Annotated in this window: 18 protein-coding genes; all 18 read right to left on the bottom strand. The window is 34.4% G+C overall.

Features of this window, described 5'->3' with window-relative positions:
• Position 1: 1 nt before the first annotated feature.
• Positions 2-694, bottom strand: coding sequence for a response regulator transcription factor (locus KQI88_RS02785; RefSeq protein WP_216414827.1), 693 nt, complete (start codon positions 692-694; stop codon positions 2-4).
• Positions 695-1001: 307 nt separating this feature from the next.
• A complete protein-coding gene (gene rsgA / locus KQI88_RS02780) occupies positions 1002-2078 on the bottom strand; it encodes a ribosome small subunit-dependent GTPase A (protein WP_216414826.1) in 1077 nt (358 codons plus the stop codon).
• Positions 2079-2540: 462 nt separating this feature from the next.
• Positions 2541-3359, bottom strand: a complete 819-nt coding sequence (gene yqeB / locus KQI88_RS02775; RefSeq protein WP_216414825.1) for a selenium-dependent molybdenum cofactor biosynthesis protein YqeB — start codon at positions 3357-3359, stop codon at positions 2541-2543.
• A gap of 15 nt (positions 3360-3374) precedes the next feature.
• On the bottom strand, positions 3375-4910 hold the full coding sequence (locus KQI88_RS02770) for a methyl-accepting chemotaxis protein (RefSeq protein ID WP_216414824.1): 1536 nt from the start codon (positions 4908-4910) through the stop codon (positions 3375-3377).
• A 211-nt stretch (positions 4911-5121) separates the two neighbouring features.
• Positions 5122-6309: a CaiB/BaiF CoA transferase family protein gene (locus tag KQI88_RS02765; RefSeq protein WP_216414823.1), complete on the bottom strand. Its 1188-nt coding sequence runs from the start codon at positions 6307-6309 to the stop codon at positions 5122-5124.
• Between the two features lie 16 nt (positions 6310-6325).
• The gene (gene arcC / locus KQI88_RS02760) at positions 6326-7276 is read right to left on the bottom strand and encodes a carbamate kinase (protein ID WP_216414822.1); all 951 of its coding nucleotides are present in this window, start codon (positions 7274-7276) and stop codon (positions 6326-6328) included.
• 93 nt (positions 7277-7369) lie between these two features.
• The gene (locus KQI88_RS02755; protein WP_216414821.1) at positions 7370-8257 is read right to left on the bottom strand and encodes a carbon-nitrogen hydrolase family protein; all 888 of its coding nucleotides are present in this window, start codon (positions 8255-8257) and stop codon (positions 7370-7372) included.
• A gap of 114 nt (positions 8258-8371) precedes the next feature.
• Entirely contained in the window at positions 8372-9166 is a 795-nt protein-coding gene (locus KQI88_RS02750) for a cyclase family protein (protein ID WP_212379520.1), read from the bottom strand.
• 55 nt (positions 9167-9221) lie between these two features.
• Positions 9222-10484, bottom strand: coding sequence for a YlbE family protein (locus KQI88_RS02745; RefSeq protein WP_216414820.1), 1263 nt, complete (start codon positions 10482-10484; stop codon positions 9222-9224).
• 62 nt (positions 10485-10546) lie between these two features.
• A complete protein-coding gene (locus KQI88_RS02740) occupies positions 10547-10714 on the bottom strand; it encodes a fdrA domain protein (RefSeq protein WP_212379524.1) in 168 nt (55 codons plus the stop codon).
• Between the two features lie 14 nt (positions 10715-10728).
• The gene (fdrA, locus tag KQI88_RS02735) at positions 10729-12285 is read right to left on the bottom strand and encodes an acyl-CoA synthetase FdrA (RefSeq protein WP_216414819.1); all 1557 of its coding nucleotides are present in this window, start codon (positions 12283-12285) and stop codon (positions 10729-10731) included.
• Positions 12276-13244, bottom strand: coding sequence for a DUF2877 domain-containing protein (locus tag KQI88_RS02730; RefSeq protein ID WP_216414818.1), 969 nt, complete (start codon positions 13242-13244; stop codon positions 12276-12278). The genes fdrA and KQI88_RS02730 overlap by 10 nt, the downstream gene beginning before the upstream one ends.
• Before the next feature lie 188 nt (positions 13245-13432).
• Positions 13433-15094 carry a PucR family transcriptional regulator gene (locus tag KQI88_RS02725; protein WP_216414817.1) on the bottom strand — a complete coding sequence of 554 codons (1662 nt, stop codon included), beginning with the start codon at positions 15092-15094 and terminating at the stop codon, positions 13433-13435.
• A 219-nt stretch (positions 15095-15313) separates the two neighbouring features.
• Positions 15314-16546 carry a uracil-xanthine permease family protein gene (locus tag KQI88_RS02720; RefSeq protein WP_216414816.1) on the bottom strand — a complete coding sequence of 411 codons (1233 nt, stop codon included), beginning with the start codon at positions 16544-16546 and terminating at the stop codon, positions 15314-15316.
• Positions 16547-16658: 112 nt separating this feature from the next.
• Positions 16659-18974, bottom strand: a complete 2316-nt coding sequence (locus KQI88_RS02715; RefSeq protein WP_216414815.1) for a xanthine dehydrogenase family protein molybdopterin-binding subunit — start codon at positions 18972-18974, stop codon at positions 16659-16661.
• 22 nt (positions 18975-18996) lie between these two features.
• Positions 18997-19467, bottom strand: coding sequence for a (2Fe-2S)-binding protein (locus tag KQI88_RS02710; protein WP_246579089.1), 471 nt, complete (start codon positions 19465-19467; stop codon positions 18997-18999).
• Positions 19468-19481: 14 nt separating this feature from the next.
• Positions 19482-20324 carry an FAD binding domain-containing protein gene (locus tag KQI88_RS02705; protein ID WP_216414814.1) on the bottom strand — a complete coding sequence of 281 codons (843 nt, stop codon included), beginning with the start codon at positions 20322-20324 and terminating at the stop codon, positions 19482-19484.
• Between the two features lie 457 nt (positions 20325-20781).
• Positions 20782-22188: an MATE family efflux transporter gene (locus tag KQI88_RS02700; protein ID WP_216414813.1), complete on the bottom strand. Its 1407-nt coding sequence runs from the start codon at positions 22186-22188 to the stop codon at positions 20782-20784.
• Positions 22189-22283 lie beyond the last annotated feature (95 nt).

Genomic DNA, 22283 nt, shown 5'->3' with positions numbered 1-22283 from the left:
TCTACTCTCCCCCTACCTCTTTATCCCATTTATATCCTAATCCTCTTACAGTTTTTATATAGAAGGGATTAGAAGAATCTTTTTCAATCTTTTCCCTAAGTCTTCTTATATATACAGAAAGTGTATTATCGTCTATAAAGTCTCCTTCTATATCCCATAGTTTTTCTAATATTGCATTTCTAGATAACACTTTATTAGCATTAAGCATTAAAAACACCAGCAATTTATACTCAGAAGGTGTTAAAAATATTTCTTTATTATTCACATAAACCTTGTTCTGTATTTGAATCACTTTAATATCATCCGATTTCAAAATGCCTTCAGGAGTTTTTTGTGAATACCTCCTTAGCACTGCCCTTATTCTTGAAAGAAGTTCCCTTATTTTAAAAGGCTTTGTAATATAATCGTCCCCTCCAATATCTAGTCCCATTACAACATTTACTTCTTCATCTAATGCTGTTAAAAAAATTACAGGTGTCTCCTTAGTATTTCTAACATATTTGCATAAATCATAACCATTACCATCAGGTAAGGTTATATCTAGTATTATTAGATCATAGTTTTCTTCATCTATTAACTGTTTTGCTAAAGCTACATTATTTGCCAAATTAACCTTATAGCCTTCATTTTTTAAAGAATATTCTATTCCCATAGCCAAAGTCGAATCATCTTCAACCAAAAGTATACTGTGCATTTTACCACCTCTTTCCTTTTAATTATAGCATATCCATTACATGTAGTTTTATTTTATTAGAGTGTATCTACCACTTAAATACATATTTTTTTGAAGCCCCCCTATACAAATATATTATTTATGCTAAAACACATAATTTTGAAAAGCCCATTAATTAATATCAATGGGCTAATTTTTGTAAGTGTGGTTAACCATGGCTATAGCATAATATTTGTACCTTATATTGTATAATTAATCTGCTTATATACATCAGATATATTCATTAAAATTTTTTATTCTAATAAATATTTTATATATTATATATCCCCTATTTCTTATTCTTATAGTACTCTCTTTGAAATTTAGCTATATTTTTATGGTGAGCTTTTTTCTTCAATCTTGTACCTACACTTTCCTTCCACTCTGCAAATTTAGCTTCTTTTTTAAGCTTTATATAATTTTTCCATCTCTCACTTGTAAGATCACCATTTGCTAAAGCTTTTTTTACTGCACATCCAGGTTCATTTTCATGGTTACAGTCAGCAAATTTACAGTTTCTTGAAAGTTCCTCAATATCAGTGAAGGTAGTATCTAAGCCTTCAGATACATCCCACATTCCTAGTTCTCTCATACCTGGTGTATCAATTATCATAGTACCGTTTCCAAGCATAACAAGCTGTCTATGAGTTGTAGTATGGCGACCTTTGCTGTCATCCTCTCTAATACTATTTACTTTCATAATTTCTTCACCTGCAATAGCATTTACAAGTGAAGATTTTCCTACCCCAGATGATCCAAGAAAAACAATAGTTTGAAAAGGTTTAATATATTCTCTTACCTCATCAAGACCTTCCCCAGTATATGAGCTTACTGCTATTATATGGACTTCTGCAGCAATCTGCTCAATTTGTGATTTTTGAATTACATAATCCTTACACAAATCTATCTTTGTTAAAATGATTATAGGCATAGCCCCACTTTGCCAAGCAATAGTTAAGTATCGTTCTAATCGTCTAATATTGAAATCATGATTAAGTGATGTCATAACAAAAACATAATCAAAATTGGTTGCTATAACTTGTTCTATTTCATTAAATGAATCAATCCTTGAAAATTTGCTCTTTCTCTTAAGAACATGATAAATTACATCTTCACCATAAAGATTTTGTTGTACTAAAACAAAATCACCTACAACAGGATATTCATTATTAAACTCCCCATTATAAAATAATGACCCCTTTAGCCTAGCTGTTTTTTCACCAAATTCTGTTGCAATTTTGTATTGCTCTCTGTGAACCTCTATAACCCTTGCAGGTATTAAGCTTCTATCACTTGTGGTCAATTCTTCTACTTGTCTTTTATAAAAATCTGTATAACCATAACTTTCAATCTTTTTATTATTCATTTAATTCCTCCATATTTTTATAATAATTTTTAACTTTATAATTTAAAATTTTCATATTACATCACTCCTTTCAATATATATTTTGTATTACTAAAAATGGGCATAAAAATACCGCAGATAAACAACCTTTGAATTCGGCTGCTATATGCGGGTATAAAAAAACACGACCTTCCTGTCGTGTTACTTATCCTTAATAGGCAGTATATTATGAAAGGTTATCAGTTACTACGAAAATGCAACACAAACAAAGGGTATACTACCCTAAAGTTTCATTTCCGCATATATTTAGTTTTAGATTACTATCACCCTTATATTTACATTCATCAAAAACATCTCCTTCCATAAAAAATATTATCTTTACCATAAGACCCTATATATTATTATATTGCTTTAAGAAAATTTTGTCAATTTAAACATGATATAACTAATATGCCCATAATACTACAAATAAACGAGACCGTTCTATTGATATTTCAAAAAATTATTTTCTTTCGCATAAATCATGATAGCCTCTAGCACACCACCTGCAATACATCTAGCCTTTTCTGATATTGTACTTACTGTCTTAATGTTAATTCTAGGATCAATATCGCCTATTTTCATTCCTTTTTCTACTTGGCTTTGGTCATGTATAAGTCCTTTAATAATCCCATCTATAGCTGCTCTCACTTCTACTTCTCCAATTAGAGCAATCACTTCTCCCTTTTTAACAGATTCACCAAGTTGCTTACAACTCTGGATTATGCCTGTAGCAGGTGTCCTAAGTACTCGATCCAAAGTATATCCACCGATTTCTCCGGGCACACCTGTATCAGTTTCAGCATAACCTTCAAAAATTAAACGCCCTAAGTTATGACCTCTATTAGTTTCGATTACTACGTCTACATCAGTTCCAGCCTGAAAGCCTGGTCCTAAACCAATAACAACCGACGCATCTTCTCTAGTAGTTCCTGTATTTTTTTTAGCTAAAATCGCATCTACTAACGCTAAAGGTCTTACATAATCTTTTATATTGCATTCCTTATCTATAATAACTGGAATACTATTTTGACTTATTATTTCCAGTACTTCCTCGTAATTATTTGCCTTTTTAGCCCTTATTCCTTCTACTTCGCATTCACCTTCATAAATACAATTAGCAAAGGATACATTTCTTCTGACGCAGGTGGGGTCTTTAATTTCTGTCATAATTATAGGAAAACCACTTCTAAATAACTTATGTGCTACCCCCGTAGCCAAATCCCCAGCTCCCTTAATGATGATAATATGATGTATGTTCATCCCTATTTCTCCTCACTAATCTAATGTAAACTTCTCTAAATCATCTAGTGCTAAGGCTGCTTGTACAACTCCTTTTTGGTCTTTTCTGGCCACACCAACAAACTTAAAGTATTTTGAATCAACATCTCTCTTTTGCATTCGTTGGGATATCTTTAGAGATTTATCTCCTAAGATTTTTCTAAACTCGTAGGCTTGACTATTTTGATCCTCAGGTAATCTAAATCCTATCACAGAATCGTCGGAGGCATAATGCATCAGTCCATCTTCGTCACTAACACAAAAATTCACCGCTCCAGTTTTTCGAGCAAACTCTTTGATCTTCTTTTGATCTATTCCATTGTTTACAATATCATCAGCAAATTGTTCACTTAGTTGAATTAGATATTCCCCTAACATTCGATCAAATCCGCTACCGAATACATCTAGTTTTCTACTAATGTTATCTAGCTCATTAATACTGTTAACGTTTGCTTCTATAAATTCTTTTTGTGCATCCATCATATCCTCAATTTCATAAATAGTGGCTGTTGTTTCCTGGGAAAAGGCTGCAATTTTTTCAATATTTTCTGCCATGTCTTCCGTTGCCTTCGCATTTTCTCCTATACTTTGAGTAATTCCGTTTATTGAGGTTACTATATCTTCTATTGATTCTGTAATTTCTTGAAGGTGTCCACGAGCATCTACGGCAATTTTTTCACTTTCTTGTCCTTGTTTAATACCTAATTCCATGTGGGTTAAAGTAGTCCCTACTTGATGAATTATGCCATTAATAATTCCTCCAATTTCTGTAGCTGCATTCGCACTTTCATCAGCCAACTTTCTGACTTCCTGCGCTACTACTGCAAATCCCCTTCCATGCTCCCCTGCTCTAGCTGCTTCAATGGCAGCATTAAGAGATAAAAGATTGATTTGATCTGCAATTCCATTGATTCTCCCTGCGATTCCTTGAACTTCAGCCATCAATTCATTTAGCCTTTTAATTTCATCCCCTGAGTTTTCTAGAGAATGACTTATTTCCTCTATAGTTTTAATAGCCCCTTCAATAGCCTGGCTGCCATTAAAAACTGTTTTTCTCGTAGCATTAGCCTTGTCATTCATTTTCTCACTAATGTTAGCTACCTCAGTAATGCTTACTGATAGTTGCTGAGATAGAGCCGTAAAATTTAAAATTTCGCTATTTACTCCCTGTGCCCCAGCAGCAAATGACTGTACATTATGACTTAGGCTATTAATCGTTTCCATGCAATTATGAGCATCTTCCTTTACCATCTTTGAAGAAGCCGTAATCACTGTGGAGGATCGAATAAATTCGAAAACCCAATTTTTTAACATTGTATGTAAATGTTCAAAGGCATCTGCTATGCTTTTATAATTATCATTTCCCTCTGCAGTATTTATTCGATATAGTACATTCCCTTGACCATATTCCTCTATAGTCTTTTCAATTTCTTTTAAAGCTCTTTTGTTTCTTTTCATCGTAAATCCATATGATATCATGGCTCCGATAATAAAGAAGACAGCATATAGGATCATTTCTTTAAGTTTTATCATCTAATCTCGCTCCTCATATTCTAATAGAATATTTATCCCTCATCGCCTTTTTTACTATAATTCGACTTACTTCTATTATATCCTTTCAAAAGAACAATAAGGGAATGTACGTATATGATACCTTTACTGCTCAAAAGAATAATATATGAAAAATATATTATTCAGCAACCTTTTAAAATTATGTTATGTATTATATGTATTAACCAAAAAATTAAAATATGTTCTCCTTCATTAGTTCATCAATTTTTTCATTTGTGAATCCTAGTATTTCTTTTAAAATTTCCTCTGTATGCTGACCCAATAATGGTGCAGGTCTTCTTATACTTCCAGGGGTTTCACTTAGTTTTACAGGAACTCCTGGCATTTTTAATTTTCCAGCTACAGGATGTTCAATTTCTACAATCATTTCCCTAGCTATTACTTGAGGATCTTGCAGTACCTTATCTACTGTATTTATCGGACCATTTGGAACCCCAACCCTATCTAAAATTTCTTGCCATTCATATGTAGTTTTTGTTTTAATTGCTTCGGCAATCATTGGACGTAGTATATCGTAGTTAGTATTCCTTAATAAATTAGTTTTGAAGTATTCATGATCCGCTAAATCGCTTCTTTCCATCACTTCACAAAGCTTAGTCCAAAGAGTATCATTTCCTGCTGCAATCATAATTTCTCCATCAACTGTCTCAAAAGGCTCAAATGGAACAATAGAAGAGTGTCGGTTTCCAGCCGGATTTGGTATTTCACCAGTAACTACATATCTTGAAATAGCATTTTCTAATATAGCCACTTGACAGTCTAACATTGCTACATCTACTTTTTGTCCTACCCCTGTGACATTTCGATATTGTAGTGCCGCTAGTATTCCTATTGAAGTAAACATGCCTGCCGCAATATCACCAATAGATGGACCTACTCTTGTGGGCTTACCATTTTTTTCACCCGTAATACTCATGATTCCACCCATAGCTTGTACCACACCATCATAAGCAGCACGTTTACTGTATGGGCCTGTATGACCAAATCCAGAGGAAGCAGCATATATAATTCTTGGATTAATCTTTTTTAGTTCATCATAACCTAATCCAAGTTTTTCCATGGTCCCTGGTCTAAAATTTTCTACTACCACATCGGCTTCTTTAATCATTTCTACAAATAAGCCTTTAGCAGTTTCAGATTTTAGGTTCAGCGTAATGCTTCTTTTATTACGATTTAAACTCATAAAATATGCACTTTCTTCACCAACAAATGGACCAAATTGTCTTGAATCATCTCCTATATTGGGCATTTCAATTTTAATAACATCGGCTCCTAGATCTGCTAGTATCATGGTAGCGTACGGTCCTGCCAATACTCTAGTTAAATCCAAAACCTTTATCCCTTCTAATGCCTGATTCATTCTTATACCACCTTTCCTATCTATCAATAATCACAGTGCCAGTCTCACCTTGTAGCGCTCGTAATGCCCCTTCTAAAGAAGTGATAATAGCTTTCTTGCCTGGTCTTCCCTTTACAAAATCTACAGCTGCCATTACTTTAGGTAACATTGATCCTGGGGCAAAATGACCCTCAGTTATATACTTTTCTGCCTCAGCTATGGTTAGTTCACTTAACCACTTTTCATTTGGCTTATTAAAATTAATAGCTACTTGTTCTACAGCCGTTAGAATAAATAGAACATCCGCATCTAAATCTTTTGCTAACTTTTCAGAAGCTAAATCCTTATCGATTACTGCTGCAACCCCTTCTAAGGTGCCATCATCCCTTTTAATAACAGGAATTCCCCCACCTCCAACGGTAATGACTGTAAGTCCAGTATCAATTAATGTTTTGATCCCCTCTAACTCCACAATTTGTAATGGCTTAGGAGATGCTACCACTCTTCTATAGCCTCGTCCTGCATCTTCTACCACATTATATCCCTTTTCTATCTCCAGCTTTCTTGCCTCTTCTTCACTATAAAAAGGTCCAATTGGCTTTGTTGGATTTTTAAACCCTGGGTCATTTTGATCTACCACCACTTGTGTAACTACACTAATTACTCCGTTGTCTTTACCTCTTCTTTTAAATTCATTTTTTATTCCTTGCTGAATATGATAACCGATATATCCTTGAGACATAGCGCCACATACATCGAATGGTAGACTTGGTGTTAAATGAGCTGCTCCTTCATTTTGAAGTACAATTCTTCCAACCTGAGGCCCATTTCCATGAGCTACTATTACTTGATATCCATCTTCTATAATATCAACTACATATCTAACCGTTTCTCTTATGGTTTCTAATTGGGATTCCGCCGTAGCTGGAATCCCTTCCTTTTCTAAAGCATTTCCTCCCAGAGCAATTACAATTTTTTCTTTTTTCATTTATATTCTTCTCCCATGTACTATTATTTGAAAGTATCGAAAAAGTCTAAAAATTCTTCCTACAACAGTAGACTAAAGTGCAAACTCACATAATTATTTATAAGGTATTCTCCTAGCTGGTTCGAAGCTACTTTTACCTTCCTGCAATATTCCCTCATATGCTCTAACATTTCGATCTTCAAGATGATCAAATATCATTGGTGACTTTGTACCATAGCTAATATTCTTAATTGGATTTGGATCTAATTTTGCTGCAATTATTTCTTCTGTTCCCCTTGCTAAAGCTAAGGTTTGTGCTATAGGGCTAATAATCATACTATGACCAAAATAATAGTTCTTTCCTGCATCAGGACCTACCGCATTAGCAGCTAGCATATATACATGATTATCATAAGCTCTAGCCTTATTAACCATCTCCCAAATTTCATAGCTTCTTAATAAGGCTGAAGGTCTTGTAATAATTTCCGCTCCCTTTAGAGCTAGTACTCTCGAAAGCTCTGGAAAATCTCCATCATAGCAAATAATCATACCAATCTTACCAAGTTTTGTATCGACCACCACTGTACTGTTTCCTGGAGTTGTCCAACCGCCTCCTCCCAAACGTTCTGTTGGAAATGGATGGGTTTTTCTATAGTTAGCTAAAATTTCTCCTGTATCATCAATTAGTACAGAACTATTTAAAACAACATTTTTTTCTTGACCACGCTCATAAAGAGGCAGTACAACATGAACCCCTAATTCCTTAGCTAGCTTTTGAATTTGCTCTGTATGACCTCCTGGAATTGGCTGAAGTATTTCATAGAATTCTTCTATAGGCATATTAGGAGCGAATCCTGTTGTAATAGACTCTGGAAATACTACAAGCTCTGCCTCATATTCTTTAACTGCTTTTTCTAACCAATGACAACATTTATCGATATTAAGTTGAATCTGATTTGGCTCTACTGCGATCTGTACGCAGGCTGCTATATGTTCTTTCATAACACAACCTCCTATTAGTAATTTATTTATGTACTTCCTAAAATAAGATAACAAATCATGATTTAATAATAGCCCACACCAGGGCGGGCAATTATTAAATATATATTTTTTTAATTAAGCTTGCTCTTCAAAGGCAACAATTCTGCACATAGCAGACTCTCCACCTTCAAATTTCCATGGGAAGCATCCAACTATTACTCTTTTATTTAGTATTTCATCAATTTGTCCACCTACATTTTCCGCATGGATAATTTCGTGTGGTTTTGGAAATACCTTAATATGCATTGCTTGGTATACTTCTGGCCACGGATAAATTTCATTTAAGCCTTTACCATATTTTTCTTTCATATATTCATCACAACGCTTAGCTTCTCCTGGTTCCCAATCTCTAATTTTAGTGTTCATTGGATGGTCAGCAGATCCGCAGTCAACACCAATCCACTTAATTTCCATTTCTTTAACCCAATCAACAAAATCCATTGATGGACCAGGATGTCTTAACATATATCTTCTTTCATCTGCTTCTGGTTGATCCCAACCATATTTGTGATATCCAGTATTAATGATTAGAATATCACCTTTTTTAACTTCTACTCTATCCATAATGTCTTGTGGAGTATAAATACTGAAATCTTCAGAAATATCCGATAAGTCAACTACAACTCCAGGTCCTACTAATTTTTCAAGTGGTAATGACGCAATATCTCTTCCAGCTGTATCGAAGTGTAGAGGTCCATCTAAATGAGTACCTACATGGTTTGATGTTGTAATTAATTGTCCATTTGCTCCATTTGGTGATAATCTTTTAAAAAATTTAACTTGTAATGGCTCATAAGTTGGCCATGGTGGTGTTAAATGGCTTAAGTTTTGTGTTAAATCATACATTTTTACATTGTTCCAAAAATTCATTTTTGTTTCCCCCTTAATTTTATTATTTTTATTTTAATAGTAACAAAACCTTCTATTATAGTACGCCTTCTGCCTCAAGCTTTTCTACAAAGGCCTCTAGGGCATCTTCAAAACACTTCATTGGAGGTCTTACAAGTCCTGCACCTACTTGACCTACCCCAGGATCTTTATGAGCTATACCTGTATTAATAATTGGTAAAATAGTAGTTTCAACAACCTTACGAATATCGATTCCTGTAGCTGTACCTCTAAAGTTTAATACAGGAATTTTATATGTATTGTTTTCAGTCTCTGTAATTTCGTACATTGACTTAGAATAGTTAATTGCATCATCTGGAGTTCCCCCTACAAACTGTACAATAGCAGGCGCTGCTGCCATGGCAAATCCACCAATTCCAGTAGTTTCTGTAATAACACTATCTCCGATATCTGGATTTGCATCTGCTGCACTATATCCTGGGAAAAATAGACCATCGATAATTTCTGCTGGAGCTGTAAACCATCTGTCTCCTAAGCCTGAAACCCTTATGCCGAACTCAGTACCGTTTCTTGCCATGCCATAAACAATGGTACTATATTCTATTCCTGCTGCTGGATCTAATGTAGACTTACATGCTGGCATTGTTAGATTTAAGAAAAAATGATCATTGCCATGCATGAACTTTAATACATCAGATTTGTCCTTGTCTGAGTGTTTTGTCATAACAATGTGAGACGCTAATTCTCTCATAAGTAAAGATGTACCTGCTTTATTTCTGTTATGACCTTCGTCACCCATTAAAACAACTTGGGCGATCATTGTCTTTAAATCAATTGGTCCAGATAATGCTAACGCATCCTTTAACACAGGCGCTAATATAGTCTCAATCCACTTTAATCTTTCAATTACTTCTTGACTATAGGCACCGTATCTTAGTACTTTTCCTAAACCTTCGTTTAATGTACAATAAGCATAGTTACCAAAGGTTGTATTTTGTATAATCCACACTGGCATAGATGCAGTTGTTACTCCTGCCATTGGACCTACTGCACTATGGTGGTGACAGGAGTCAAATTGAATTTCTCCTGATTCAGCTAAGGCAATTGCCTCTTTTTCATTGGCTGCTAATCCTTCATAGATTAATCCACCAATAACAGCTCCTCTAAGAGGACCACTCATTTTATCCCAAGTTACTGGAGGTCCTGCATGTAAAATTGTTTTTTTAGTAATTCCAGGTACTATTTCTCCAGCAGTACCGATTCCAACAAGAGTTGGTTGAGCACTTAAAATTCGCTCAAGAGCCTCTTGATTGGCCTTATCAATTCTTTCTTGAATCATTTCATCATCTCCTTTGACTAGTTGACAATTATTTCCCTGTAAATAACCTATAGTTATTTCTATTATTTTTTTAATTTGGCTAATAAGGATATCATTTTTTTATTTCCACCAGCTGGAGGTCTCCAATCCACATGAACCACCTTAATATTTTGTGCCTTTAAGTCCTTTGCGAAGGATTCTAATCCTAGGTTAATCACTTTTACTTCCTTACCAAAAAATTTATTGATCATGATTCACCCTTCCTCTACTGAATATTCTTTAAAATCTTTGATACAAATCTTACTGCTTGAGCATTAGATGGCATAACTACAAAGCCTGCTTCTATTAACCTCTGTTCTTGATTCACTAAGTCCTGTGGATCTCCTTCTGTTCCACAGACAGAAGCAACCCATATAACTTCCTTACCTTGTTCCTTTAAAATTGCCTTTGCCTTTTCAATACTTGGAATCATCTCTCCCACAGGATCAACATGAGATCCGTATCCTAATACAAAATCCATTAGAATAACTGCAATACTTCCATCTTTGGCTTCAACTACTAATCTTTCCTGTCTCCCTGAAGGATCTATCATAGGATGAGCTTTACCTACTGTAAATACATCGTCTCCTAAGTCAATACAAGTATGTTTTTTACTTATATGTATATCTTCAAGTAAAAATTCAGGCTTTAATGGTATATTAGAATAGATTCCATCTAATTCATTAAATAATAGTTTCATAGCTTCATCACAAAGTGTTCCGCCAGTATAAATTCCTCTTAAATATTTTTGATCTGGTTGTAATTTAGCTATTTCTTTATTTACAAGATCTTCAACTTTCTCTTCTGCTATTTCAAAACCAAGCATATCCTTTGGTTCTTCCCCATTAGCTAATGCAACTGCCTTATAAGCTGTATCCTCTAATGTGTATCCTGGTACTCCACCGTATTCTCTAATTGTATCTGGGTCTCCTCCTATAAAGTCTACTACGAAGGGTTTACCACATTCCTTTGCCAATGCTAGCACCTTTTCAGCAATTTCTGCTGCTGGTGGTTTAGAAATAAGTACAATTACATTTGTTGATGGGTCTTCACTTAGAGCCTTAATAGCCTCTATCATCATAATCCCACCAATGTCTTTGCTTAGATCCCTTCCACCTGTACCAATTACTTGACTAACTCCAGCCCCTAGCTTATCTATAATTACACTTACTTCTTGTGTACCTGTGCCTGATGCCCCTACAATTCCTATGGAACCTTGCTTTATTACGTTTGCAAATGCCAATGGAACATTATTAATAATGGCTGTACCACAATCTGGCCCCATAACCAAAAGGCCCTTTTCTCTTGCTATTTCCTTTAACTCCTTTTCCTCTTCCACCTTGATGTTATCGCTAAATAGCATAACATGCATATTTTTATCTAAAGCTTTTTTCGCCTCGTCAAAGGCATATTTACCTGGTAAAGAAATTAAAACGAAGTTAGAATCTGAAGCATACTTAACTGCTGCATCAAAAGTTGGCGGTTTATATTCTCCACTAGAGGCTTCCTTTTTTTGATTTAATAATTTATTTACTTTCTCGATTACTTGATGAAAATCATCTTTATCTTCAGTTAAAACCGATACAAAAAAATCATTTACTCCTAGCTCTCTTACTGCATTATTAGCTAATCCTAAGTTTTCTGCTAATTCTTTATTTAGATCTGTACCCATTCCCACTAGTACCTCATTGACAACTTCCATCTGTTTTACTTCTTTACTAATGAGCATAAGGGCTACAGAATCGTAATAGGTGTTTTTTCTTACTTCGACATTTAAATGCATTTTAGTTTTTTACTCTCCTTTCTATTATATAAAGTTAAAATACAGCCTATATAAGCTCCAGCTATTAAATCAGATCCCGATGTTTCTCCAGTCTCAATTACAGAGCATATATTTCTAATTAATTGCTTTTTGTCCCTTTCTGAGAAAAGACTTATCATTAGTTTTCGAATATGATCTGCAACTTTACCCTTTGAAGCAAATTGCAGCATCTCTGAACTCACCTTTGTGGTTCTGTAAACAGTCCCATCTACTATAACTCTATTAATCTTATATACTCTACTAAGATCAAGACCAGAATATTTTCTAGCATATAACATAGAAACCATAAGTCCTGTTAAGAAATCATCAGTAGAAGGCGTTAATCCTGGACCAAAGCCAATAATCTGCTTGGCCATTATGCTAATCCCTTCTATATTTTCTTCTATTAGTAATTCAATGAGTTTTTGAATTTTTGAGTAAATAAAAGAGCAGTAGTGATTAGTTTGAAGTTCTTCTAATTCTTCATGAGAATCTTGTAAATAGTTGCTAATTTCTAAGAAAATAGGTGCAATACCATTAAAGTTACCTCTATCTACCAACACTTTTTTTAAAAGTTCTATATTTTGAAAAACAATATCTTCTCCTAATCCTTTAAAGTCAAGTATAGGATTTGGGTCCCATATTTTTGCCTTTGATAGGTCAATTTTTAAATGATCTATTCCTACAGTTATTGCTGTTTCGTTGAGAATAAAAGGTATTCCCTTCTGTAATCCAAAGGAATGAAAATTTTGATCCTCTGGTAGGTTAAGAGAAATAGATCTAGGTGTATTGGGGATTTGACTTGATATAAGAGCAATTAATAAATCATCATCAGTTATAATATTACAGGTTCTATTAAAGACAGAATGTACCGACCCCATGAGTTCTGTTCGCTCTTCTATTAGTTTCTTAGTATTAGCACAAATCCATATGGCCTTCATAGCTTTCTTTCCTTTACGAATTATTTTATAGCAAGTAATAATAATGATAATCTTTGTTTGTTGTGAACAATCTGTATTTTGATTATATTTATTATATTTAGATAATTCGTTGAAAATAGGTGCTTTTCCTTTAGAGAGTTCTTCTAAATATTTCATTGTGTTTTTGTGGAAATTTACTATACCAAGTTTTACGCTTCTCTAAACATTTCAAAGATTTTAAAAGAAACTTGAAGGTTCAAACGATCATTTGGATTTTCTAAGTTCATTCCTGTAATATCTTTAATTCTCTGCATCCGATAGACAATTGTATTGTAGTGAGTAAACATTTCCTCTGATACTTTTTTCAAATTTCCTCCATACTGAAAAAACATCTGTAGGGTTTTCACAAGCTCAGAGCTCTTTTCCTTATCGTACACCACAAGTGGCTCTAGGGTATCACGATAAAATTGATGAAGCTCACTTTCCATTTCCTCTAAATAAAAAATACGATAAATTCCTAAATCATCAAAATGCATATATTCACTTTTATAATTAACTCCCTTATTTTGAAGAGATCTTGTAGCTTCATTGTAGCTTTTCCACAAATGCCCTGGCTCTTTATGAAATCGTCCTATCCCAATAGATATAGAAATTTCCTTTATTTCTTCGTCAACACTTTTTATAATATCATTTGCAAAACTCATAACCTCTTTTTTTACTTGGGCACTACTTTTAGTAGGGTCCGTTCCATATAGTACAATAATTTGATCGCTTTTGTTTCCATAAACAAATTTTGCTTCTTTATTTCTTGATAAGCGATCTATTATTCGCATAATTTTACTATTTAACTGATATAAGAAGGTTGAATTGTTTAAGGTTTCCTTTACAAAACCTTTAATATTTTTAATGGAAATTACAAGAGCAGAATATCCTAATCTTCTATCAAAGTCGAAGAGTGCTGCTCGATCAACGGCAAGTTGCTGTCTTTTTTCATCCCTCGATAAAAGGTCGTCAAAAAACTCTACCTTATGCCGACTTTCAATTTCAAATATAGAAATCTTCTTAAGAATATGTAATGCGATAACAGGGATAGAAGATTCAAGAGAAGATATTTCGATAGAAGTTAGCTTTTTATTATCTTCCCATATAGCTAAATAACCATAATATCGTTCATCTACATAAATAGGGACCATTATCCTATTTACCCTATCTCCTAATAGTTCATCCTCTACTATAGTCATATTGAGAATAGACTCTTCTAGTTTTTCGTCTTTAAGTTTGGTCTCGATCTCATACTTTTTTTCTTTACTTCCGTGGGCTACAACTACATCAAAAATTTCATCCTTAATCGCAACTGTATTTCCAATGGTATGAGAGATGCCTTCTAATATTTCTTTAAAGCTTCCACCTCTTAGCATTACACGAATAAGCTCATTATGGATCTCTTCTACTTTCATCAACATGCTGGTTTGTCTACTGATAATCTCCGTAAGCACTGGCATCATAATGTCTGTATAAGAAGCTTTATAAGGAATTTCGATAATAGGAAATTTGTATTTATTAGCTGTATTAATAATATCCTCTGGCAATCTTTCAATATATCGTTTCATTTTAATTCCAATGCCTACAACTCCCTTTTCCTTCAGCCTAGGAATTAACCCTTTTAGTACAGTTATATCTTCTTTTATCGAAAAGGCTGTAGTAAGCAAAAACTCTCCTACATGAACCCAATCTACAATGTCAGGCACTTCCATCACATTAATCTGGGTAATCCTTTGCTCTAATCCTCCTTCTCCAGCTAACACTTTTGCTCCCAGCAAATCTTTTAATAAAATCATTTCTGCTACAGTAATCCCTAATGATTTGTTCAAGGTGATTTCCCCCTATCGCCAAGTACATATTTTCTGTATCTTCTGACTTATTGTGTTTTTGTGGTTTATTAACAATATTTGCTCTCGATTGTCTACTATTTAACATTTATATTTTGTGTATTCTACAAAATAATCTTTGTTCCTTTGTGAAGTTTTCACAAAATAATAACGCCTCTATTTTTAATAGGGCGTTATCATCCTTAAGTGGGGTTTTATTAATTATTCCTTTGGTAAAACCTTATTTAAAATAATACCTACAATTGCTGCTAAAGCCATGCCTTCTATTGTAAAGCTAACAGCTCCAAGTTTAACTGGTAGTACAGCTCCACCTAAACCTAATACAAAGATGACTGCTGCAATAATTAAATTTTTAGATGATGTAAAATCAACCTTATTTTCTACTAAGCTTCTGCTCCCAACAGATGCAATCATACCAAATAATACAATAGAGATACCACCAACTATGGAGGATGGTATTGTGCTAATAACTGCACCTAGCTTTGGCATAACCCCTAAAATAATAGCGAAAACTGCTGCTATTCTCATAATTACTGGGTGATAAATTTTAGTTAAAGCTAATACTCCTGTATTTTCAGCATATGTTGTATTTGCTGGTCCACCAAAGAAAGCAGACAGAGATGTAGCTAATCCATCTCCAAGAAGTGTACGATGTAGTCCAGGAGATTCAATAAAGTCATCTTCAACAGTTGTTCCAACAACCAATATATTACCAATATGCTCTACTACAGTAGCTACTGCAATAGGTGCAATAATCATAATACTTTCAAGATTAAATTTAGGAAATGTAAAGTTAGGAAGACCGAATAGAGCTGCTTCTGTAACAGGCGTAAAATTTATATTTCCTGTTATTGCAGCAAATATATACCCACCTACTAATCCAAATAAAACAGGAAGTACCTGAAAGAAACCTTTTGCATAAATACTTACTCCTATAACTATAAGTAAACTTACTACTGCTAATAGCCAATTTTGGCTAGCCATATCAATTGCAGTAGGAGCCAGCTTTAATCCTATTACCATAATAATTGGACCTGTAACAATTGGTGGAAAATATTCTACAATTTTCTCGTGACCAAAGAAATAAACGAGACCTGCTATTATTACATAGGTAAGACCTGCAACTACAATTCCACCTTGAACATATGGAATACCATACATTTCAGAAACCATAAGCATTGGTGCTATGAAAGCAAAGGATGAACCTAAAAACACTGGAATTTTATTTTTAGTTAAGAAGTGAAATAAAAGAGTTCCTACACCTGCCATAAATAGAGCAACTGAAATATCTATTCCTGTTATTAGTGGAACTAAAACTGTAGCTCCAAACATGGTGAACGTATGCTGCATTCCAAGTATAATCTTTTTCCCTGTAGGAATATGATCCCCATCCCTAATTGGCTGGTGCTTTTCGACAACTTCTTGTTTACTCATATAACAACCTCCTCTGTATTTATTAAAACTTTTAACCTTACCCTAAACCCCACTTGTATTTATTTAAACCGACTTGTTGAGGCTTCGAGATAACAAGTCGGTTTAGTAAATCTTAAGAATTCTTTTCTTTTTCTTTAATAGCCTTTAAAATCTTCTCTGCTGTAATTGGTAAAGATTTAATTCTGACCCCTATAGCATCGTATACTGCATTTGCAATGGCAGGAGCAGTAGGCACCATACAAGGCTCTGCTACACCTCTAGCGCCGAAAGGTCCAGTTTCTTCTGGATTTTCTACAAAATTTACAATCATTTCTGGCATATCATCAGCAGTTGGTATTTTATAATCTACAAAGGACGGATTTTTAACTATGCCATTTTCGATTACTAATTCTTCGAAAATAGCAGACCCAATCCCTTGAATAATTCCACCTTCTACTTGCCCTTCAATTAGATTTGGGTTTATAACCTTACCTACGTCAAAGCAGGAAGCTACCTTTAATACATCAACTTTTCCTGTTTCTTTATCAATTTCAATTTCTACACCCTGAGTACCATATGTCCAGAAGGCAACTGGTTTTTCACCTTGTCCAGTAAATTTATCTGTATTTCTAACATTAGGTGGTATAAATGAACCTCTTCCAATAATAGGTCCATGAATTCCAGAACCATCTGGCAAGGATAATCCTAAAGCTAGATCTTTAATAGCAATTTTCTTATCTGGATAGATTTTAGATGCCACATATCCATCGACTAATACTAAATCTCGCTTATATATCCCTAGAGCTAGCTGTGCTAGTTCAAATAACTGTTCTTTTGCATCTTCGCAGGCATTAATGATGGCATTACCTGAACAGTAGGTTATACGACTAGCAACAGTCTGCCATTCGTATGGAGTATGGTCCGTGTCTCCGGTCTTAATTGTAATCTTATGAGGTGGTATGCTTAATGCCTCTGCTGCAATTTGTGTCAACGCAGTATCAGAACCTTGACCAATATCTTGGCCACTTACTAAAAGATGTGCTGTTCCATCTTCATTCAATTTAATAATAGCAGCAGAAGCTACGTCATTCGGCATAGATGGAGCCTTGAATCCACAAGCAATACCTTTTCCTCTAACCTTATTAGTTTTACTTGGAGGATTTCTCTTACCCCACTCAATATTTTTAGCTACATCTTCTAAACATTCTAATAATCCACACTGCTCAATAATTTCTCCAGTAGCGTTACTTCCTCCTGGCTTTAACCCATTTATTCTTCTAATATCTACTGGGTCTATGCCAAGTTTTTCTGCTAATAGATCAATGTTTTGTTCTATAGCAAAATGTATTTCTGACATTCCAAATCCCCTATAAGGTCCTCCAACAGGATGATTTGTATATACACAAATTGAATCTGTCCATAGATTAGGAATATCATATGGTCCTGATGAACTATAGCCTCCAGCTCTTACAATGTTTACACCATATTCTGTATATGCTCCACCGTCCCAGACAAAGTTATTTTTAACACCTATGATTTTACCATCTTTATCTACTCCTGTTTTAATCGTTGCGTGCATTCCTTGCCTTACAAAGCTGTTTACAAATTCATCTTCCCTTGAATAAGTTAATTTTATTGGTCTCCCTCTTAGCTTTTTGGCTAATGGAATAATAATACCCTCTAGGGTTGTTCCTGCCTTGCCACCAAATCCACCACCAACTGCTGGTGAAAGTACACGAATTTTGTTTAATGGTAAGTCAAAAGCTACAGAAAGTGCCTTGCGTACTGCATATGGAGATTGGCAACTAGACCAAATAGTTAAGCTCCCATCACGATCCATTTGAGCAATGGCACTATGATTTTCAATAGGACTGTGTTGAATATGAGGCACAAAGAAACTATTTTCTACAATATGTTCTGCTTCCTCGAAAGCTTTTTCAACATCTCCCTTTCTTACTCTGTAGTGATTACTTATATTTGTACCTGGTTCTGGGAAAAAAATTGGGCCATAATGATATTCTCCTAAATCTGGATGCACCAAAGGAGCATCTGGCTTTAAAGCTTCAACAGCATTACTTACTACTGGTAATTCTTCATATTCTACATCAATTAAATCTATTGCCATTTTTGCTATTTCTTTAGTTTCAGCTGCTACGGCTGCTATAGCCTCGCCTCTATAACGAACTTTATCAGTAGCTAAAAAGGTTTTGTCTTCAAGATAAAGCCCTACTCGATTAGGCACATCCTTGCCTGTAATAACTGCCTTCACTCCTGGCAAAGCCTCTGCCTTACTCGTATCTACTTTTAATAACTTGGCATGAGGGTAGGGACTTCGCTTTACATCTGCATATAACATTTTTGGAAGCTTCATATCATCTACATATTTTAATTCTCCTGTAACCTTTTTAATTCCATCAACACGATTTACGCTTTTACCGATATATTTCATTATTTTTTTCCTCCTTTCAATTTTATTGCTGATTCTTATTTACTACATCCATAACCGCCTCGATAATTTTCTTATATCCTGTACATCTACATAAGTTTCCACTAATAGCCTTTTTTACTTCTGTCTCTGTAGGTGTGGGATTTTTCATTAATAGCGCTTTAGCTGACATAATCATGCCAGGTGTGCAATACCCACATTGTAGTGCTGCATGGTCTATAAATGATTCTTGTAGTTCATCTAATTCTTCTCCTGTTGATAGTCCCTCAATAGTTATAATTTCCTGGCCATCTGCTTCTACAGCTAGCATTAAACATGCGTTTACAGGTCTATTATTTACTAGGACCGTACAAGCTCCACATTCTCCAGCACCACAGCCTTCCTTAGCACCAGTTAAATCCAAATCTTCCCGTATCATGTCTAAAAGTGTTTTATGTGGGTCTACACTGATATGTACTTGTTCGTTATTTAAAATAAAGCTAATATCATATTTCAAAATTTTCCCCTCCCCTACATGGTTGTAATTTCTTTTAATCCTCTTGTTACAAGTACCTTAATAATTTCTTGTCTATATTCCTTAGATGCTCGAATATCACCTATTGGTGTTGTCTCACTTACAGCAATCTCAGCTGCTTCCTGAATTATTTTCTCTGTTAATTCCTTTCCTAGAAGGAAAGCTTCTGCCTTTCTTGCACGAATAGGAGTTGGAGCTACAGATCCTAGGGCAATCCGTATAGAACTGTCTACCTTCACCACAGAAGCACAAACTGTAGATAGATCTACTTCATCTCTCCTTGCATGTTTTTGGTAGCTACCGAAAACCTTTTCCCCAAATGCAGGTAGTTTTACGCCTGTAACAATCTCTCCCTCTTTTAGACAGGTTTTCCTTACCCAAACAAAGAAATCATGAATTGAAATTTCTCGTTGTCCTTCTGGACCAAAAACCTTTACTATAGCATCCATAGCCAATAGTGGAGTTGCTGTATCTGCTAAAGGAGACGCATTTGTAATATTTCCTACCATTGTGGCACGGTTTCTTACTTGGCAAGACCCTACTGTATGACTAGCCTCTGCTAAAACACGATATTTCTCCACTAGATTTCTATTTTGCTCCATTTCATACATAGTTGCACAGGCTCCAATTACTAATCCTTCCTTTTCATCGTAGGTAATTTCTTTTAGTCTATTAATCCCTTTGATATCAATTATGGCCTTAGGTGCACTTAGTCCTTCATGCATTCTTACAATCACATCTGTACCGCCGTTTAGTATGTGGCCTTCACCAGCATACTGTAATAATAATTCACTTGCTTCTTGCAATGACTTGGGTTTAAAATATTCAAATCTCTTCACACTATCCACCTCCACATATTTTTACTTACTTTTATATAATCCTAAAAAATTCTGTTATATTTTTAAATTCGTTATTTTTTTGACAAGGATAAATTTATTTTGTAATTTTTTTTATTTTCTAATTATACAAAATTCTATATAAATTTTTAATTACCTTTATAATATTTTACTAATCTTTTTATGGGTTATAGAGTATTTATTAGTTGAAGTTTCACAATGGAGTTATACAAAACCTACTATTTAGTACTCTATAGCAATTGGGATTAATAGTTAGTAAAGTATTATATACTACATAAATGTAGTATTAGAAATCGGATTGAGTTTTTAAGTTATCAAAGTTCTTGTCTTATGTATAAATAACAACAAAAATAAATAAAATCAGGATCACCCGTATACGGGTGATCCTGATTTTATTTAAGAATCAATTGAAACTTATATTAATTGCATAGTCATGTATCTATCTTAATTTTGTGTGTTTCCACTGCCCTGTTCTAAACCTCATGTAAACAAATAACCATCTTACAAGCTGATCGACAAATACTGCCATCCACGCTCCTGCCAATCCATATCCGAATATATTAACAAATACATGTGCCAGTGCAACTCTAACCAATAATACTCCAAAAAATGTAGCTATTAAGGGCCAAAAAGTATCTCCTGCGCCCCTTAATCCTCCTGCTAATATGAGCTGAGATGACTGAAAAGGTTGAACTAAGGCTATTATTTTTAACGCAACGGAGGCGCTTTGTATAATCTCTGGATCATTTGAATATAATCCTACAAGCTGCGGTCCAAAGAAAAAGAATATTATAGCCATAAAAGTAGATATCATGGATCCTATTCTCCGGGTTTCCTTTGCATAATTTTCAGCCTGTGAAAGTTCGTTAGTTCCCAATGTTCTACCTACTAGTGATGAGGCTGCTATTCCAAATGCTTGACCTGGTTGGAGGGAAAGGTTCAATATACTTAGTGATATTTGATGCGCTGCATAAACAACAGTTCCAAGTCCTGCAACTATTTTTACAAACAAAAGCACACCTGTTCTTAAAACTAACTGTTCTAATGACGCAGGTACACCTATCCTCACTAGATTGTATATAATGTCTTTATCAAATTTAAAGGGCTTTCTTATATTAAGTTTTATAATACTTTTTCCTTTTATAATATAGATAAATAAAAGTACACTTGCAATAACATTAGATATAGCAGTGGATATCCCTGCTCCAGTAACACCAAGTTTAGGCAGTCCTAAAAGACCATATATAAGAAGTGCATTACCAATAACATTTAAAAAATTTGCCTTTAGATTTATCTTCATAGGTGTTTTGGTTTCACCAATCCCTCGAAGTGCCGCGGATACAGACATATTAAATGATTGGAATATAAATCCTACCATAACAACTTTAAAATAATTTCTCCCCACATGCAAAGCATCAGCTTGTGCACCCATAAAGTTCATAATAGAATCTGTAAAAACTATTCCTAATATAGATAGAGGGATTGCTAGCATTAGCAGGCTTAATAATATTACATGCTTTAAAGTAGTTTCTATTCTTTCATTCTGATTAGCTCCTAGGTATCGAGCAATCATGGCTGTTGCTCCTACATTTAACGCCTGCACAAGAGATATACCTATAAATAAAGGCTGATTAGTTATACCTACAGCTGCAACAGAAGCTGCTGCTAATGAGCTATCACCTATCCTTCCAAGCATCATCATATCTATCATACCAAAAAGTGATCCCAGAAGAAGCTCCACAAGAACAGGCCATGCAATATTAATAACATCAGCTCTTGTAGGGTCTTTTAACCACTTAAATAATTTAGCTTTTTTTCCATCTTTTTTATATTCTGAATCAGTCATTATCATTCTTCTTTCTATAATAATTTAGGCACACTAAATATTATAGCATAATACTGTTTAAATATTATAAATTGTAAGCTGCTTATTCAGCCATT

Origin of the sequence: Alkaliphilus flagellatus (assembly GCF_018919215.1) — a bacterium.
GTDB lineage: Bacteria > Bacillota > Clostridia > Peptostreptococcales > Natronincolaceae > Alkaliphilus_B > Alkaliphilus_B flagellatus.
The sequence above is the reverse complement of the archived record's forward strand: the minus strand, read 5'-3'. Positions and strand labels throughout refer to the sequence as shown.

Coding starts and splice junctions, on each gene's coding strand:
- KQI88_RS02770 (WP_216414824.1), bottom strand. CDS start 4,910: ATGATAAAACTTAAAGAAATGATCCTATATGCTGTCTTCTTTATTATC.
- KQI88_RS02765 (WP_216414823.1), bottom strand. CDS start 6,309: ATGAATCAGGCATTAGAAGGGATAAAGGTTTTGGATTTAACTAGAGTA.
- KQI88_RS02785 (WP_216414827.1), bottom strand. CDS start 694: ATGCACAGTATACTTTTGGTTGAAGATGATTCGACTTTGGCTATGGGA.
- KQI88_RS02730 (WP_216414818.1), bottom strand. CDS start 13,244: ATGAAGGCCATATGGATTTGTGCTAATACTAAGAAACTAATAGAAGAG.
- fdrA (WP_216414819.1), bottom strand. CDS start 12,285: ATGCATTTAAATGTCGAAGTAAGAAAAAACACCTATTACGATTCTGTA.
- KQI88_RS02720 (WP_216414816.1), bottom strand. CDS start 16,546: ATGAGTAAACAAGAAGTTGTCGAAAAGCACCAGCCAATTAGGGATGGG.
- KQI88_RS02755 (WP_216414821.1), bottom strand. CDS start 8,257: ATGAAAGAACATATAGCAGCCTGCGTACAGATCGCAGTAGAGCCAAAT.
- arcC (WP_216414822.1), bottom strand. CDS start 7,276: ATGAAAAAAGAAAAAATTGTAATTGCTCTGGGAGGAAATGCTTTAGAA.
- KQI88_RS02715 (WP_216414815.1), bottom strand. CDS start 18,974: ATGAAATATATCGGTAAAAGCGTAAATCGTGTTGATGGAATTAAAAAG.
- KQI88_RS02700 (WP_216414813.1), bottom strand. CDS start 22,188: ATGACTGATTCAGAATATAAAAAAGATGGAAAAAAAGCTAAATTATTT.
- KQI88_RS02745 (WP_216414820.1), bottom strand. CDS start 10,484: ATGATTCAAGAAAGAATTGATAAGGCCAATCAAGAGGCTCTTGAGCGA.
- KQI88_RS02740 (WP_212379524.1), bottom strand. CDS start 10,714: ATGATCAATAAATTTTTTGGTAAGGAAGTAAAAGTGATTAACCTAGGA.
- yqeB (WP_216414825.1), bottom strand. CDS start 3,359: ATGAACATACATCATATTATCATCATTAAGGGAGCTGGGGATTTGGCT.
- KQI88_RS02750 (WP_212379520.1), bottom strand. CDS start 9,166: ATGAATTTTTGGAACAATGTAAAAATGTATGATTTAACACAAAACTTA.
- rsgA (WP_216414826.1), bottom strand. CDS start 2,078: ATGAATAATAAAAAGATTGAAAGTTATGGTTATACAGATTTTTATAAA.